The following is a 14487-nucleotide window of genomic DNA, read 5'->3' on the forward strand; positions in this document are numbered from 1 at the left end:
GCGGGACAGCGCCCCCCTCTGTCCTGCCGGACATCTCCCCCACTTGGGGGGAGATTACACGCCCGGACGCTTTCGCCAATTTCCAGCCACTGCGATCCCCACCGCCACCACCACCAGCGCGGCCGCAACCGCGAAGGTGAACCCCATGCCGCCCGCCACCGCCGCTGGCACCGCGCCAGCGATCTCCCCGGTCCCGACCGCGAAGGCGAACAGCGCGCCCATGGCGGCGGTGCCGGTGACGAGGCCGAGATTGCGCGAGAGGCTGAGCATGCCCGAGACCACGCCGCGCTCGGCGCTGTCGACATCGGCCATGACGGCGGTGTTGTTGGCGGCCTGGAAGAGCTGGTAGCCGGGCGTCAGCACGATTATCGCCGCCGCGTAGCCGGCGATGCCGAAGAGCGCCGGCAGCAGCGACAGCGCCACGCAGCCGGCGGCCATAAGCGCCAGCCCGGCGACGACCATGGCGGATGCGCCGAGCCGGTCGACGACGCGGCCGGCTATGACGCCGCAGAGTGCCGAGACGACCGGGCCGATCGAGAGCACCGCGCCGGTCGCCGCTTCGCTCAAGCCCAGCGCGCGCGACAGGAAGAACGGGCCGACCACCAGCGTCGCCATCATCACCGTGGAAACCAGCGCGTTCATGGCCAGGCTCGGCGCCAGCACCGGGTCGCGAAACAGAGCGAGCTTGACCAGCGGCGAAGCCACCCTGCCCTCGGCGAAGACGAACAGGCCGGCGCCGAGCATCGCCGCGAGCAACAGCGCGATGTTGATGCCGCCGAAATGGCCGCGCCCGACGGTCATCGCCAGGGCGTAAGCGGCAAGCGTCAGCGCCAGCAGGACTGTGCCCGGAATGTCGAAGCGCGGCTTGCCGGCCTCGCGGGGCGGCTTGCCCTCGGTTTCGACAGGCAGGAAGCGGAAGGCGAGCGCGACGGCAAGCACGCCCAGAGCAACATTGACGAGGAAGATCGAGCGCCAGCCGAGCGAAGCGATCAGCACGCCGCCGAGCGAGGGCCCGAGCGCGGTGCCGATGGCCGACATGGTGCCGAGCAGGCCCATGGCGCTGCCGGTGCGCTCTTTCGGCACCGTTGCGCCGACAAAGGCGATGGTGAGCGCCATCATCACCGCCGCGCCCAGGCCTTGCGCGGCGCGCGCGGCGATGAGCAAGGGCAGCGACGGCGCGAGACCGGCGGCCAGCGAGGCGGCGCTGAACAAGGCGAGGCCGGCGATGAGCAGCGGCCGACGGCCGACCATGTCGCCCAACCGCCCGACGCTGACGATGAGCGCGGTGACGGCGAGCAGATAGGCCAGCACCACCCATTGCACCGCCGGGAACGACGCGGCAAAGGCGGCGGCTAGCGTCGGCAGCGCGACATTGGCGATGCTGGTGCCAAGCGACGACAACAGCATGGCGAGCGACAGGCTGGCCAGCGCGCCGGCCGTCGAGCGGCTGGGTGCGTTCGTATGCGCGGCGGTGGAACTGGCGATGTCGGCCATGGGTGTCTCCGGTTTGCTGGACCTTGCCGGAAGATAGGCGCGCCCGTGACATGGCGGAACGCGCAGCATTTGCACTTGAACAGTGCATCAGGCGCCATGCCAAGGTGCGGCATTCATGCTATGGTCGAGCCATGTCGCGACCCGATCTCAACCTGCTCGTCACGCTGGATGTGCTGCTGTCGGAAGGCAGCGTCGCCAAGGCGGCGCGGCGGCTGAAGCTCAGCCCTTCGGCGATGAGCCGTGCGCTGGCGCGGCTGCGCGAGGCGACCGGCGATCCGCTGCTGGTGCGCGCCGGGCGCGGCCTGGCGGCGACGCCGCGCGCGGCCGAGCTCTCCGCGCAGGTCGGCCGGCTGGTCAACGAAGCGGAAGCGATGCTGCGGCCGGCCGAGACGCTTGACCTGAAGCGCCTCTCGCGCAGCTTCACGCTGCGCAACAGCGACGGCTTCGTCGAGAATTTCGGGCCGGCGCTGATCGCGCGCGTGGCTGAGGAAGCGCCGGGCGTGCAGCTACGCTTCGTGCCGAAGCCCGACAAGGACAGCGCGCCGATGCGCGAGGGCAGCGTCGACCTCGAGACCGGGGTGGTCGGCGGCTCGACCGGGCCGGAAGTGCGGGCGCAGGCGCTGTTCCGCGACCGTTTCGCCGGCGTGGTCCGCGCGGGGCATGGCTTCAGCGAAGGAAAAATCACCGCCGCGCGCTTCGCCGCCGGACGGCACATCCTGGTCTCGCGGCGCGGACTGGACCGCGGGCCAGTCGACGAAGCGCTGGAGGTCCAAGGGCTGGCGCGTGAAATCGCCACCGTGGTCGGCGGCTTCGCCGAGGCGCTGGCGCTGGCGCGCGGCTCCGACCTGATTGCGACCGTTCCCGAGCGCTACACGGAAGCCTTGCGACAGGGCCTGTTCACCTTCGCGCTGCCGGTCAAGCTCGCCGAACTCACCATCTCGCTGCTATGGCACCCGCGCCTCGACGCCGACCCTGCCCATCGCTGGCTGCGCGGCGTGGTGCGCGAGGTGTGCGGCGGGCGTGTTCTCCCCGCCTGAGGGGAGATTGCCCGCTCCGACGTCGCCGCCAATTTTCAAGCACCGCGATACGGTTCGGCGTGGATTCCCACGGTCGGGCGAAATCCCGGCGCCGCCAGGCTTTCCGCGGCCCCGCGCCTGCCGAAGGCAGCCGCGCGGCGGGCCGCAAACGCTTGTCGAGGAACATGCCTGCTCGCAATTTCCACGGCCGGCGTATCGAAAATTCCACGCCAACACCCACTGTCGCTCAAACGCTCCGCTGCCAAAGGGGGCCGCCCGGCAACCAAGCCGTAGCAACCATTGGAGACAGAGAATGCAACCCAACACCAAACCAGCGCGGGCACCGCTCAACGGCGTCGATACCCCGAACCTGATTGCAACCATCAACGCCGTAGCCGGCCAGCCGGAACTCGCGAAGTTCCAGTTCCGCGCCCACAGCGAGTGGATCGAAGGCACCCACAGCAAGACGGTGATGCACGGCTTCCACGGCGCCGGCCAGGAGTTGAAGCATGCGAAGCCCTTCTACGCCGACAGCGACCACCCCGCGGTACTCTGCGGCGCCGACAAGGCGCCGGCCCCGGTGGAGTGGCTGCTGCACGGGCTGGCGGGCTGCCTGATGTCGGGCGTGGCCAACATCGCTGCGGCGCGCGGCATCAAGCTCACCAGCGTCAGGTGCTCGATCGACGGAGACATCGACCTGCGCGGCATCCTCGGCATCTCGGATGAGGTGCGCAACGGCTATGAGCGCATCCAGGTGTCGTTCGAGATCGAAGGCGATGCGCCGGCCGAAAAGCTCAACCAGCTTGTCGAGCAGTCCCGCGCGCGCTCGGCCGTCTTCGACGTGCTGACCAGGGGTGTGCCGGTCAAGGTCGAGATCAAGACCATCCAGTGACCTGGTGACCTGATCCCAAGGCGGCCCGGAGCAGTCCTGGCCGCCTCTTTCATGAACACGGGAAAACATCATGAGACAGGCTGACGTCGTCATCGTCGGCGCTGGGCAGGCTGGCCTTGCGCTCAGCCATTGCCTTGGCCGCAAGGGCATTGCGCATGCCGTGCTGGAGCGCGGCAGCGTCGGCGAACGCTGGCGCTCCGAGAGCTGGCGCTCGCTGACACTGCTGACGCCCAACTGGCTGAACGCGCTGCCCGGCTGGCCCTATGCCGGCGATGACCCCGACGGCTTCATGGGCAAGGACGCCTTCGTGGCGAGCCTCGAGGCCTATGCCAGGCGCTCGCCGGCGCCGGTCGAATGCGACGTCGAGGTGCTATCCTGCAAGCGAGCCGACGACGGCTTTGCCCTGCGCACGAGCGCCGGCGACTGGACCGCGAAGGCGGTGGCCGTGGCGACTGGCCATTGCGACCGGCCGGCTATCCCATTCGTCATCGGCGGCGGCCAGCACAGCATCCATGCCTCGCAGTATCGGTCTCCCGGCGAATTGCCGCCCGGCGGCGTGCTGGTGGTCGGCGCCTCTTCCTCCGGCGTGCAGATCGCCGACGAACTGGCGCGCGCCGGAAGACGCGTCCTGCTCTCGGTCGGCAAGCACACGCGCCTGCCCAGGCTATGGCGCGGCCGGGACATATTCCACTGGCTCCGCGAGATCGGCCTCATGGGCCAGCGTCCGGAGGATCTCGCCAATCCCGACAGCGCGCTGCGCCAGCCCTCGCTGCAGCTCGCCGGCCGACCGGACAAGGGCAATGTCGACCTCGCCACGCTGCAGGCGCTCGGCGTCGAACTTGCGGGCCGCATCGAAGGTATCGCCAATGGCGAGGTGACCTTCGCCGGCGATCTCGTGGCGAACATGGCCGCGGCGGAGGTCAAGCAGGCCCGCCTGCTTGCAGAGATCGACCGTTTCGCGGGCGCAGCGCAACCGACGCGCCGCGCGCCGGTGGCGATCCTCACCTCCTGCCCGAAGCGCCTTTCGCTGGAAGACGCATCGGTCGGCACGATCATCTGGGCGACCGGCTATTTCCGCTCCTTCGATTGGCTGGACCCGCTCGCGCTCGGTCCGGACGGCGAGCTCGCGCATCGCGGCGGCGTGACCGGCGTGCCCGGCCTCTACGCGCTCGGCTTCCGCTTCCTGCGCAAGCGCGATTCCAACTTCATCGGCGGCGTCGGCGCCGATGCCGAGGCGATCGCGGCCGAAATCCAGCGCCATCTCGACCGCAACGGCCTGCGGGCCGCCTGAGGACACTGACGATGCCGATGACCGCGAACCGTTCCCTTCCGCCCGCGCCGAAACGCGCCCATTACGACGCCATCATCGTCGGCGCTCGCTGCGCCGGGGCCTCGACGGCGATGCTGCTGGCGCGCGCCGGACTGAAGGTGCTGGCAATCGATCGCAAGCCCTATGGCTCCGACACGCTGTCGACCCACGCGCTGATGCGGCCGGCCGTGTTGCAGCTCTCGCGCTGGGGCCTGCTGGAGACGCTGCTCAAGGCCGGCACGCCGCTGATCGAGCAGGCGACCTTTCATTACGGCGACCAGGAGATCACGCTCCCGCTCGACGGCGTGGCCGACCTGCCCGGCCTGATCGCGCCGCGCCGATCCGTGCTCGATCGCGTCCTGGTCGATGCCGCGCGCGCAGCCGGCGCCGAGTTCCTGCACGACATGACGGTCGCCGACCTCTTCGCCAACACGCAAGGGCGCGGGCGCGGCGTCGAGATGCGCGGCGCGACCAGCATGCCGATCCGGGTGAGCGCCGACATCGTGATCGGCGCCGACGGCATCGGGTCGCTGGTCGCCAGGTGCTGCGGCGCGCGCACGACCAGGCAGGGCAGCGTCTCGGCCGCCCATGTCTACGGTTACGCGCCCGTCGAGCCCGGCCTGGGCTATCACTGGTATTTCCGCGAGGGCATCGCCGGCTCGCTCATCCCAACCAATGACGGGCTTGCCTGCATCGTCGCCTCGGTGCCGCCAAGGCTGTTCGACCAGCGTTTCCGCATCGGCCACAAACGCGCCCGCATGGAGGTGCTGGAAGCGCTCTCGCCTACGCTCGCCGAAATGGCCGGTCGCGCCGCACCCGATGCGCGCCTGCAGGTTTTCCGCGGCGTGCCGGGTTATCTGCGGCAAGCCTACGGCCCCGGCTGGGCGCTGGTCGGCGACGCCGGCTTCTTCCGCGATCCGATCACGTCGCACGGCATTTCGGACGCGCTGCGCGATGCCGAGGGACTGGCCAGCGCCATCCTCGACGGTTCGGAGGCCGCGTTCGCGGCCTGGCAGGCGGAGCGTGACCGGTTCGCCAACCCCATCCTGGACACCACGGACGCGGTGGCCGCCTTCGACTGGACGCTTGCCGACATCGGCGAGAGGCATCGCCGCTTGAGCGCGGTGCTGAAGGCCGAGACGCAGGCGCTGGCGGAACGACAGGCGCCGATCCTCGCCTCGACCGCTTCCAGATGGCCGACGCCTCATCGGGCGCTGGCAAACAAGGACAAGGCGCCGGCCATGACCGACCCGACCACGCATCGCAATCGACCGGAGACGACATCGTGACTGCAAATATGAAAGATGGCTGGATCGGCGTCGTCAAAGGACGTCCGCAAGTGGGCGCCGTGGCCGAGCGTTCGCGGCGCACGCAGCCTGAGGATATCGAAGCCTTCGCCGCGATGACCGGCGACCGCAACCCGCTGCATTTCGACAGGGCGCTCGCGGAAGCCTCGGTGTTCGGCAAGCTGATCGTGCAGGGCGGCGTCACCTCCGGCATCCTCAACGCGCTCGTCGCCGAGGACCTTCCCGGCCCCGGCTCGGTTTTCCTCGAAGTGTCGTGGAAGTTCGTCAAGGCGGTCGGCGTTGGCGAACTGATCACCGGGCGCGTCGAGGTCAAGGAGGTGCGGCCCGACAAGCCCATCTCAAAGCTCGAGACGTCGGTCCGCAACGAAGCGGGCGAGACCTGCCTGGTCGGCACAGCCACGGTTTTCACCGTGCCCCTATCGCGGCCCTGAACGGTCCGCAAACGCCGACCCGAGACTGTTCGGGCTACCCTTTCACCGGAAGAAGGCTGCCAACGTGACGTTCAACCGAAATTTCGCCCTTGCCGCACTCGCCCTGGCGGCGCTGGAAGGGTGCCCGACAATGACGGGCTCGATCAACAGCGGCCGCGCCGCCGCAGGCGCAATCAGGGGCTTCCGCCGCGGCGCAATCGATCCCGGTTGCAAGCAAGGCCGCAACAGCGAACGCGCAGAGCGCGGGCGTGTGGAGTAGCGAACGATCTCCGGGCAATTGCGGTCGAGCATACCGCCTCTCTGGGCGGTATGGCACGGAAAATGGCGCCGGCGCGATGCGGTGCGCAAGTTTGCGGGCCAGTGGGACCCCGCCGCGTAGAGCGCGGCGCGGTCTGCTTTGCCCAGAGGCGCCGGCGCTCCCGCGCGGCGCCCCTGTCGCGTTCGGCTACATCATCCTGATGGGGGGAAGATAAGACGCCGCACTCGTCAATAGTCGGAGCCGCCCTCGACGACGACCGGACGGTGGTGCCGGTGATGGATTGAACCCGTGACGACGACGGTGTCCGGGTGATGGCGGCGGTGCCAGTCGCGCCGGCCGTGATCATAGAAGGCAACCGTGCCGTGGTGGCGGTGGTGGAGGCGATGGCCTTCGTCATTGATGACTACGGCGGTACCGTGATGATGATGCCTGTGGTGAGACCTGATGACGACATCGGCCTCGGCCGCGGAAGCCACGGCCGGAGCGGCAATAGTAAGCGCCAGAGCGGCGATAATCACTGTTTTCATTGCTATATTCCTGATTTCTGAAACGCCCCTTCACGGGAATAAACCGTTGCCGGCGGCTTTGGTTCCGACCGGTGCGGCATGCGCGCCAGGCGTGGGCCTCCGGTTCGATTGCACGGCCGGGTCGAGGCGGAAGTGGCGGTTGGGGAGGCAGGATAGGGCCGGCGCCCCAGTGGGCGGGGGGCGTTGGGGTAGCTGAGGCACCGGCCGACAGGCGGAATGGGAACCGCCTCGGTCAGAAGGATAGGCTTTGCGCGGGGCGACGAAATTGCGCGATCGCGGAAGGCCCCGCCGCCCGGAATTCGCCAATAGTTTCGGAAGCTGGCCCGCTGCGCCCGTGCCATGCGCGCGGACCACCCGCCACCGCAGCGCGGCCAAAATTCCGACGAGGCGTCGTTTATCTCCAAAAGCAATCGCTAATAATGTAATTTATTTAAAGATGTAGGATCGTCCGCTCTTGCCTGGAACCCAAAGCGGCCATGCGGCGTTGCTAGGCGCTGGGGAACAGGCGGGAGGCCGGTTTTGAACGACTTCAGGAAGTTTGCCTGCCCGCGCTGCCAGGGCGTCGGCAAGGTCTTCGAGTGCGACAGCTGGGCGGCATCCGGCGGCACCTGCTGTCCGCCCGGCGCCCGCCGCGACAATTGTCCTGGTCAGAAGGCCGTCTGCCAAAGCTGCAACGGCACCGGCCTTCGCGGCTACAGCGTTCCACCGAACCAGGCATGACAGGCAAATGAGTGGATCAGGCGCGCGCGCCGCCCATCAGCGCCGCTATGAGGGTGACAAGGAAGATCAGCAGCCCGAGCGCCAGCCGATCCAGCAAGGTCCGTCGTCTGGCAAGAATCTCGAACACCCTCTCGCTCATCGCACTCTCCCCGCTCGCATCGCGCATCTTAGCACATATGCATGTGGGTGCCATGAAGCGGTTCACAGAAACGAAAATGTCCCCAAAATCCCCTTAAGAAGAGGGATCTGGCCGACCTGGTCCGCCTCGCCGGGGATCATTGCGCGGGGAGCCGCGATGCACCCAAAAAAAGTCAAGGGTAAAAGGGGAACATCAAATCCCATCATTTGCTGAAAAACCAGCTTATTCAAGCAGATAGATATATAAGCCGGCGATGGCCCGGGAAAGCCGGAAATCCGCCATTTCGAGAGTTCCAGTAGCCGCAATGGCGCGAACGCGGCAGCGTGGCGCGACGCCCGCGAGCCCTCGAAAAGCCCGTCCGGGAGGTCCCTTTGGCTACGTTGACAGGACAAACGACCGGTGGCACTCGGAAGCCACTGGTCACGCCATGACCGTTGCTGTTGGGGACGGACGGGGTTTCAGCAGCTTGGCGGCGGCGCCGGACGGGCGGACACCTGCGCAGTGTTCCGCCCGCTCCTGGCCAGGCTTTCAACGACAGTCAGGACTGCCGCCGCGATTGGAGCAAATCCAGGCGTGGAACGGTCTCGCGCTCGCGGCGCACCAGAACCTGAAGCAGGTTTCCATGAAACGGTGGAACGCTCTGGTCTCAGAACGTGAAGCCCGAGGCCGGCGTGGCGGCTGCTATCGCGCGCAGCTTGTCGCGCTTTGCAAGCGTCGGCTTCTCGTAGGCCTTCTTCATCGTTCGTCCTTGCGCGGGTCAACGACGGGCGCAGGTGAGCGCCATGCGGCGGCGCTGTCAAGCTTGTCCGCGCGCAAACCCGTGTGACGCAGCTCCACTGACGCGGCGGCTACGACGCCCGGCCGACAGTAAAGAAGACCGCGACGTCGCTCAGGTCACGCGCGAGCTGGGGGCGCCCGCCGCCACTGCGGACAGCTTTTCGCGCTTGTTCAGGACCGGCTTCTCATAGACTTTTTTCAAGATTTCCACCCCTGCTCCAAGGCAATACCGTGAAGAACCGGCCGGCCATTGGCAGCCGGTTCGGGAAACGAAAGCTCAGACCGGGCCGGAGCCCTGGACAGCGACGACGCCGGACAGCTTCTCGCGCTTGTTGAGCGTCGGCTTCTCGTAGGTTTTCTTCATGACTTCCTCTCCGACGGACGGCTGGTACACGCAGGTCAAAGGCCGCAAGCGGCCCGCAAGACCGCAGCCATGTCGTTGCGATAGCTTGTTCAGGAACCGAAAGGCCGCTCAGGCCTTGCCGCCCGAGACGACGCCGGCGACCGGCAGTCCCTGGCGCTTCTTCCTCATGTCAGGGACCTAGACGACCGGGCCCGAAACCCTAGCGGCGACGACGCCGGACAGCTTCTCGCGCTTCACCAGCGCCGGCTTTTCGTAGACTTTCTTCATGAATGCACCCCTTAAACCCAAAGTCGCCACCGCACGACGCAGGGGAAGCACCCGTCTGTCAAAAAACGTTTTCGTGATTGGCGTGCAATGACGGCTCAGCGCAACCGAATGCCCGCGCACTGTGATGCGCCGGCAACATAAAGCCGCCCGCGTCGCAACCGGCCGATCCTTTTCACCCGTCGATTTTTTCAGGACAATGCCGGGCCGTTTTGCCGATTCAGCCAATGGCGATCGAAGACATCGAGGATGGCGCGGAATTCGGCCGGCGACATCTGGCTGCCGCCGCCGCCGTCGGCGTTGAAGAACTGCGCAAGCTGCCGGTCGACCGCATCGGGATGATCGAGCACGATGCCGAGAGCCGCCAGATCGGCCGCGACCGAGCCGCCGGGCGGCAGGTATCCGCCCCATGTCCCGGCGCCAGAGGTCGCGTCTCGCAGGCGCACCAGCAGGATCCTGGTCAGCGACGGCTGCGGCTCCGGGCCGATGACGGCGCTGCCGCACATGTAGCCGCCGAGTACGCTGACGGGCTGGGTCTGCGGGAACAGGCAGAAGAAGAACTGGCTGTCGCCGCCGACCTCCTTCAGATGCACATAGAGGCCGCGCCTTGCCGGCGTCACCGGGCCGGCGAACTGCAATAGCCCGGTCGGCAACGCCTCGCGGTAGGAGGCGACCAGCCCATGCGCGCCAGGCCCCGCCTCTATCGAAAGCCGGCCCCTGATCAGCTGGCCTCGGTAATAGGGCGACCAGGCGCATGAATAGCAGGCATAGGTTCCGGCGAGCCCGGAGCCCATGCCGCGCTCCTCATGGCCAGCGACCTCTAAATGGATGCCGGCGCGGCGCTCCAGCTCGGCGCCGTCGATGCCGTGGCGGGCCGCGATCGCGCCGGTGAAGGCCGGCAGGTCGCTCTCGGCGACAAAGGTGCCGGGCTGCTCCAGGCCGAGCAGCCTGGCCCAATCATCGTAGACGCTCATCTGACGCGGCCGGGCGCGGCCCTGCAGCCACTTGTCGGCGCGGCCGAGGTCGAAGGCCGTGTTCGGGTTTACAGCACGGAACGCCGCCGCAAGATCTTTGCGCGACGCGGTCCCCAGCAGCGCCGACGTCAACCGTAATTTCTGCGCGATATGCTGCGCCATGCTGCTGCCCTCAGAGTTTCGCGGCGCCGTTATCGGGCGCGCATATTTGTTCACCGCCTAATATTCCAGAAAATCCAAAGAATTCCACCGTCTTCCGCACGCGAGAACTTTGCGGATGGACTGCCGGCGCTACGGTCTGGGCGGGGCGGTGCAGGGGAAAAGTCATGAGGGTCATTCTGTCTGCACTTATTCTTGCGCTTGCATTGCCGCAAGTCGCCGAGGCCAAGACAAAAATCCTGTTAACAGACACCAAGGCAACAAAGACCGAGAAGAAGCGGCCGCCGCTCGATGAAACGGTTTTGGGCGGCATACCGCCCGACGCGAAGGCGCAGACGAGCCCGCCCTATCCGCAGGCGCTCAACCTGCATTTCTAACCGCTTCACGGAAGAAGCGGCGACGGCCCTTCGACCCGGGCTTGAGTGAGGAAAAGGAACGGCCCGCAACGGCCAGACCAAAGGCCACCCGGCAGCCTGAGGGCCGGGTGGCCCGGCGCCGCCGGCGGGACGGCGCCCGCCCGCGCGGACCACTGAACAAACAGGTCCGCGCGGGCCAGGCCTCGCCAACGCCCTGCGTGACGCGGATCGTCCGAACCGCAAGGCAGACGTCAAACACCGCTTTGCGCATCCCTCCGCGCGCTTCGCGCAGGCAGCTGTGACACCCGCCGGCCTTCTGTCCAGTTCCCTGCCGCGGCGATCATTTGTAGCTTAAATTCCAGGAATTCCGCAGAATTCCACGATTTCCGCGCGCGCGACCTTGCCGGCATGGCATGGCGCGCAATTCCATTGTGCAACCGGACCATTATGGCCACGTGACCAGCCTGAGGGTCCGGGGCCATGGCGCCGCCGGCGGGACGGCGCCCGCCCGCGCGGACCACTGAACAAACAGTCCGCGCGGGCCATGCCTTACCAAGCCGTATCCAAGGTAAAGCGAGTGACGTGGAAACGCGCAGTCTCCCCGCTCAAAGAGGAGACGTGGCGCGCGCCCTTACCCTGTCACGACCACGAAATGCTTGGTCACCGGTTCCAGGATCTGCCAGGTGCCCTTGAAGTCCGCCTCGACCACGAAGGCGTCGCCGGGGCCGACCTCGACCGGCTCGCCGCCGTCGGGCGTGATGATGATGCGGCCGGCGATCATGTGGACGAACTCATAGTCGGTATAGGTGGCGTGATAGGTGCCGGGCGACGCGCGCCAGGTGCCCGACATCACCTTGCCGTCCTCGGTGGTGTGCTGGACCGCCGTCTGCATGGTCGGATGGCCGGCGACGACGATCCAGCCCGGCAGGTCGCCGCCTTCGGCATGCTCGACGGCGCCGAACTTCAGGATGGTTTGCTTGGACATGGGTGGCTCCTTCGATTTGCGCCGGAATTGGCAGGCCGCGACATAGCAAAGAACGGATGGATTCGCGCGTGGCGCCGCGACAGCGGGTGGCGGTATGGCGATGGCGCGATGTGCGGAAGGTGCCAAGGGCGCGCGGCACGCGCCCTGCCCTCACTCCGCGGCGAGCTGGAGCCGCTTGCGGCGCGCCGGATTGCGGCGGTGGTGGCCGGGCTTGAGGGCTATGGCCGCCTCGTTCGAAAGCGTGCCGTTCACCGCCTCGACCATGCCGAAGGCAACGAAGTCGGCGTTGAGGTCGCCCGCCAGTTCCGCCGCGGCCTGCGTGTCGGCATTGCCGATCTCCGACCAGAACACCACCCCGACCCTGAGCCCGGGCTTGATCCGCTTCAGCCTGCGCACCGTGAAGCGCGCATGCTTGGTGGAGTCGCGGTTGAGGAAGCCGATGACGACCGCATCCTTGCCGTCCAGATCGAGGCGGCGGATGCCGGACGCCTCCAGGTCGGCGAAGGTTGCTTTCGAGGCGTCGGCGCCCTGCACTTCCAGCACCTGCGCCAACATGGCGGCGGCGGCGTCGTCCAGTTCGCCACGCCCGCCGGCGCAGAGCACGGAAATACCCGATCCGTCCGGCAGCTCGACCTCCTCCGCGTCTTCGGCCTTGGCCTCGCCCGCCTTGCCGTTCGACGTCTTGCCGTTCGATGGCTTGCCGGTCGAGGTCTTGGCGCTCGACGTCTTGGCGTTGGCGGCCTTGGCGTTGGCGGCCTTCCCCTCGCCCGCCGAGGCATTCTCTTCGTCCGCTTCCTCCTCGGCCTCCTGCTGGGCGCTGTCGTCGAGATTGGCGACGAGCGTCTGGGCGCTTTGCGCGACCTGACGCCGCTGCTCGTCGTCCATCACGCCGCGCGTGCGGTCCTGCTCGCCGAGCAGCAGCGCCGGGATAGCGACCTGGTCGTAGAACTGGAACAGGTATTTTTCCTCCAGCATCTCCTCGGCATGGTCGGTCGCCTCGTCCGGGTCGCCGGCCAGCAGCCGCTGGTAGAGCCTGGCATGCGGCTCCAGCACCGGCTCGTTGCCGAAGAGTACGTCGAGGAACTCGAACTGCGGCACGTGGCGGCCGAGCACCACCAGGCAGACGGTGAGCGGCGTCGACAAGACGAGGCCGATCGGCCCCCACAGCCAGGTCCAGAAGATGGCCGCCACGATGATGGCGAGCGGCGACAGGCCGGTGTGGGAGCCGTAGAGCCAGGGTTCGATGACGTTGCCGGTGACGAGCTCCGTGACGATGAACAGCGCCGCGGTCCACACCAGCAAAGTCCAGCCGGGCGCGACCGCCAGCGCCAGGAACAGCGGCAGCATCGCGCCGATGATCGGCCCGATATACGGAACGAAGCGCAAGGCCAGCGCCAGCAGGCCCCAGAGAAGCGCGTTGGGGATGCCCAGCACCCACAGCCCGGCGGTGATGGGCACGGCGTAGACGGTGTTCACCACCAGCTGCATCAGGAGGTACTGGCCGACGCGCTTGCCGGCGTCCTGCAGGGCCTGGGTGGTGCGATGCAGGTCGCCATAGCCGACGAGGCGGATGAAGCGGTCGCGCAAATCCTCCCGCTCCATCAGCATGAAGATGACGACGATGATGACGAGGCCGGCCGAGCCCAGCGGGCTGAGCAGCGGCTCGATCAGGTTCTGCAGCATCTCGAGCGGCTTTTCCTGCGACACGACCTGCACCGGGATCGGCTCGCGCTTCGGCGCCTCGGCGGCCGAGGGCAGCTGCGGCTCCTGGCGGTTGATCTCCTGGCCGACCCGCTCGATGACGCCTGTGAGCCGCGAGATGATGCCGCCGCCGAGGCCGTTCTCCTTCAGCGCGCGGATCTTGGTGACGATGTTGACCTGGTAGACCGGGATGTTCTGGGCAAGGTCGCTGACCTGCGTGGCGACGACGAAGGAAAACAGCGCGAGCGCCGCAAAGGCGCCGGCGACGCTGGCGATGACGGCGGCGAGGCGCGGAATGCCGGCGCGCTTCAGCCAGGAGACGACCGGGGCGATGGCGAAGGTGAGAAGCAGCGCGACGGCGATCGGCAGGAACACCTCGCGGCCGAAATAAAGCGCCGCGACCGTCGTGACAACGCTCGCCATTGTCGGCAGCGCCGTTCGCGGATGGCCCCGCGAGGCCGCAAGCAGGCTCGCCAGCCCGGTCTCCGACGCTCGCATGCCGCTCCCGCGATTTCCCGCCACCTATGTCCTCCGCGCCCCGTCGCCGATGATCGGCGATATTCAGCCGCGGTGCAACGCGCTGGAAGGCCTTTGGTTGCGGAGGCGCTAAAATGGATGCCGTACGCGGCGGTTAGAGCAAATCTCCCCTTCAGGGGGAGACCGGCAGTTGCATCCGAAGCGAGAATTTTTCCTGGAACACGCGCCCTTGCCGGCCGTTTACCTGGCGAAGGGGCATCCACCGAAACCCTCGAAAAAGGAGGCAGCGATGAAAAAGCTTCTGCTTGCTTCGATGATCGCCATCGCCTCGGCGTT

15 protein-coding genes are annotated in these 14487 nt (G+C 67.4%); 7 read left to right on the top strand and 8 right to left on the bottom strand.

Annotated features, from left to right (window positions below; all coding sequences use genetic code 11):
- Positions 1–54: 54 nt before the first annotated feature.
- On the bottom strand, positions 55–1494 hold the full coding sequence (locus tag Q0L57_RS26210) for an MFS transporter (protein WP_296745978.1): 1440 nt from the start codon (positions 1492–1494) through the stop codon (positions 55–57).
- Positions 1495–1625: 131 nt separating this feature from the next.
- Between Q0L57_RS26210 and Q0L57_RS26215 the strand changes: the two genes are divergently transcribed.
- From Q0L57_RS26215 to Q0L57_RS26235, 5 genes are all read left to right on the top strand, one after another.
- Positions 1626–2531 (top strand): LysR family transcriptional regulator, encoded by a 906-nt coding sequence (locus tag Q0L57_RS26215; protein ID WP_296745979.1) that lies wholly within the window; start codon positions 1626–1628, stop codon positions 2529–2531.
- 292 nt (positions 2532–2823) lie between these two features.
- Positions 2824–3402: an OsmC family protein gene (locus tag Q0L57_RS26220; protein WP_296745980.1), complete on the top strand. Its 579-nt coding sequence runs from the start codon at positions 2824–2826 to the stop codon at positions 3400–3402.
- A gap of 70 nt (positions 3403–3472) precedes the next feature.
- Positions 3473–4693 (top strand): NAD(P)/FAD-dependent oxidoreductase, encoded by a 1221-nt coding sequence (locus Q0L57_RS26225; protein ID WP_296745982.1) that lies wholly within the window; start codon positions 3473–3475, stop codon positions 4691–4693.
- 11 nt (positions 4694–4704) lie between these two features.
- A complete protein-coding gene (locus Q0L57_RS26230) occupies positions 4705–6000 on the top strand; it encodes an NAD(P)/FAD-dependent oxidoreductase (RefSeq protein WP_296745983.1) in 1296 nt (431 codons plus the stop codon).
- Positions 5997–6449: a MaoC family dehydratase gene (locus Q0L57_RS26235; RefSeq protein ID WP_296745984.1), complete on the top strand. Its 453-nt coding sequence runs from the start codon at positions 5997–5999 to the stop codon at positions 6447–6449. The genes Q0L57_RS26230 and Q0L57_RS26235 overlap by 4 nt, the downstream gene beginning before the upstream one ends.
- A 486-nt stretch (positions 6450–6935) precedes the next feature.
- Here Q0L57_RS26235 and Q0L57_RS26240 read toward each other — a convergent pair whose 3' ends face one another.
- The gene (locus Q0L57_RS26240; RefSeq protein WP_296745985.1) at positions 6936–7235 is read right to left on the bottom strand and encodes a hypothetical protein; all 300 of its coding nucleotides are present in this window, start codon (positions 7233–7235) and stop codon (positions 6936–6938) included.
- A 519-nt stretch (positions 7236–7754) separates the two neighbouring features.
- Here Q0L57_RS26240 and Q0L57_RS26245 point away from each other — a divergent pair.
- The gene (locus Q0L57_RS26245) at positions 7755–7955 is read left to right on the top strand and encodes a hypothetical protein (protein WP_296745986.1); all 201 of its coding nucleotides are present in this window, start codon (positions 7755–7757) and stop codon (positions 7953–7955) included.
- Between the two features lie 16 nt (positions 7956–7971).
- Here the strand turns inward: Q0L57_RS26245 and Q0L57_RS26250 are convergent, their stop codons facing one another.
- The 4 genes from Q0L57_RS26250 to Q0L57_RS26265 form a co-directional block, all read right to left on the bottom strand.
- Positions 7972–8094 carry a hypothetical protein gene (locus Q0L57_RS26250; protein WP_296745987.1) on the bottom strand — a complete coding sequence of 41 codons (123 nt, stop codon included), beginning with the start codon at positions 8092–8094 and terminating at the stop codon, positions 7972–7974.
- Positions 8095–8740: 646 nt separating this feature from the next.
- The gene (locus tag Q0L57_RS26255) at positions 8741–8833 is read right to left on the bottom strand and encodes a putative RiPP precursor (protein WP_296745988.1); all 93 of its coding nucleotides are present in this window, start codon (positions 8831–8833) and stop codon (positions 8741–8743) included.
- Between the two features lie 579 nt (positions 8834–9412).
- A complete protein-coding gene (locus Q0L57_RS26260) occupies positions 9413–9502 on the bottom strand; it encodes a putative RiPP precursor (protein WP_296745989.1) in 90 nt (29 codons plus the stop codon).
- 188 nt (positions 9503–9690) lie between these two features.
- The gene (locus Q0L57_RS26265) at positions 9691–10635 is read right to left on the bottom strand and encodes a hypothetical protein (protein ID WP_296745990.1); all 945 of its coding nucleotides are present in this window, start codon (positions 10633–10635) and stop codon (positions 9691–9693) included.
- Positions 10636–10799: 164 nt separating this feature from the next.
- Between Q0L57_RS26265 and Q0L57_RS26270 the strand changes: the two genes are divergently transcribed.
- On the top strand, positions 10800–11009 hold the full coding sequence (locus Q0L57_RS26270; RefSeq protein WP_296745991.1) for a hypothetical protein: 210 nt from the start codon (positions 10800–10802) through the stop codon (positions 11007–11009).
- A 610-nt stretch (positions 11010–11619) separates the two neighbouring features.
- Here the strand turns inward: Q0L57_RS26270 and Q0L57_RS26275 are convergent.
- Positions 11620–11973 (bottom strand): cupin domain-containing protein, encoded by a 354-nt coding sequence (locus Q0L57_RS26275; protein ID WP_296745992.1) that lies wholly within the window; start codon positions 11971–11973, stop codon positions 11620–11622.
- Between the two features lie 150 nt (positions 11974–12123).
- Positions 12124–14196: an AI-2E family transporter gene (locus Q0L57_RS26280; protein WP_296745994.1), complete on the bottom strand. Its 2073-nt coding sequence runs from the start codon at positions 14194–14196 to the stop codon at positions 12124–12126.
- Positions 14197–14487: the final 291 nt, after the last annotated feature.

Source organism: Mesorhizobium sp. (assembly GCF_024509055.1).
GTDB lineage: Bacteria > Pseudomonadota > Alphaproteobacteria > Rhizobiales > Rhizobiaceae > Mesorhizobium.

Bases quoted from the DNA above. Each gene is read 5' to 3' on its own strand.
- Q0L57_RS26210 (WP_296745978.1), bottom strand. From the start codon at position 1,494: ATGGCCGACATCGCCAGTTCCACCGCCGCGCATACGAACGCACCCAGC.
- Q0L57_RS26215 (WP_296745979.1), top strand. From the start codon at position 1,626: ATGTCGCGACCCGATCTCAACCTGCTCGTCACGCTGGATGTGCTGCTG.
- Q0L57_RS26220 (WP_296745980.1), top strand. From the start codon at position 2,824: ATGCAACCCAACACCAAACCAGCGCGGGCACCGCTCAACGGCGTCGAT.
- Q0L57_RS26225 (WP_296745982.1), top strand. From the start codon at position 3,473: ATGAGACAGGCTGACGTCGTCATCGTCGGCGCTGGGCAGGCTGGCCTT.
- Q0L57_RS26230 (WP_296745983.1), top strand. From the start codon at position 4,705: ATGCCGATGACCGCGAACCGTTCCCTTCCGCCCGCGCCGAAACGCGCC.
- Q0L57_RS26240 (WP_296745985.1), bottom strand. From the start codon at position 7,235: ATGAAAACAGTGATTATCGCCGCTCTGGCGCTTACTATTGCCGCTCCG.
- Q0L57_RS26250 (WP_296745987.1), bottom strand. From the start codon at position 8,094: ATGAGCGAGAGGGTGTTCGAGATTCTTGCCAGACGACGGACCTTGCTG.
- Q0L57_RS26255 (WP_296745988.1), bottom strand. From the start codon at position 8,833: ATGAAGAAGGCCTACGAGAAGCCGACGCTTGCAAAGCGCGACAAGCTG.
- Q0L57_RS26260 (WP_296745989.1), bottom strand. From the start codon at position 9,502: ATGAAGAAAGTCTACGAAAAGCCGGCGCTGGTGAAGCGCGAGAAGCTG.
- Q0L57_RS26265 (WP_296745990.1), bottom strand. From the start codon at position 10,635: ATGGCGCAGCATATCGCGCAGAAATTACGGTTGACGTCGGCGCTGCTG.
- Q0L57_RS26270 (WP_296745991.1), top strand. From the start codon at position 10,800: ATGAGGGTCATTCTGTCTGCACTTATTCTTGCGCTTGCATTGCCGCAA.
- Q0L57_RS26275 (WP_296745992.1), bottom strand. From the start codon at position 11,973: ATGTCCAAGCAAACCATCCTGAAGTTCGGCGCCGTCGAGCATGCCGAA.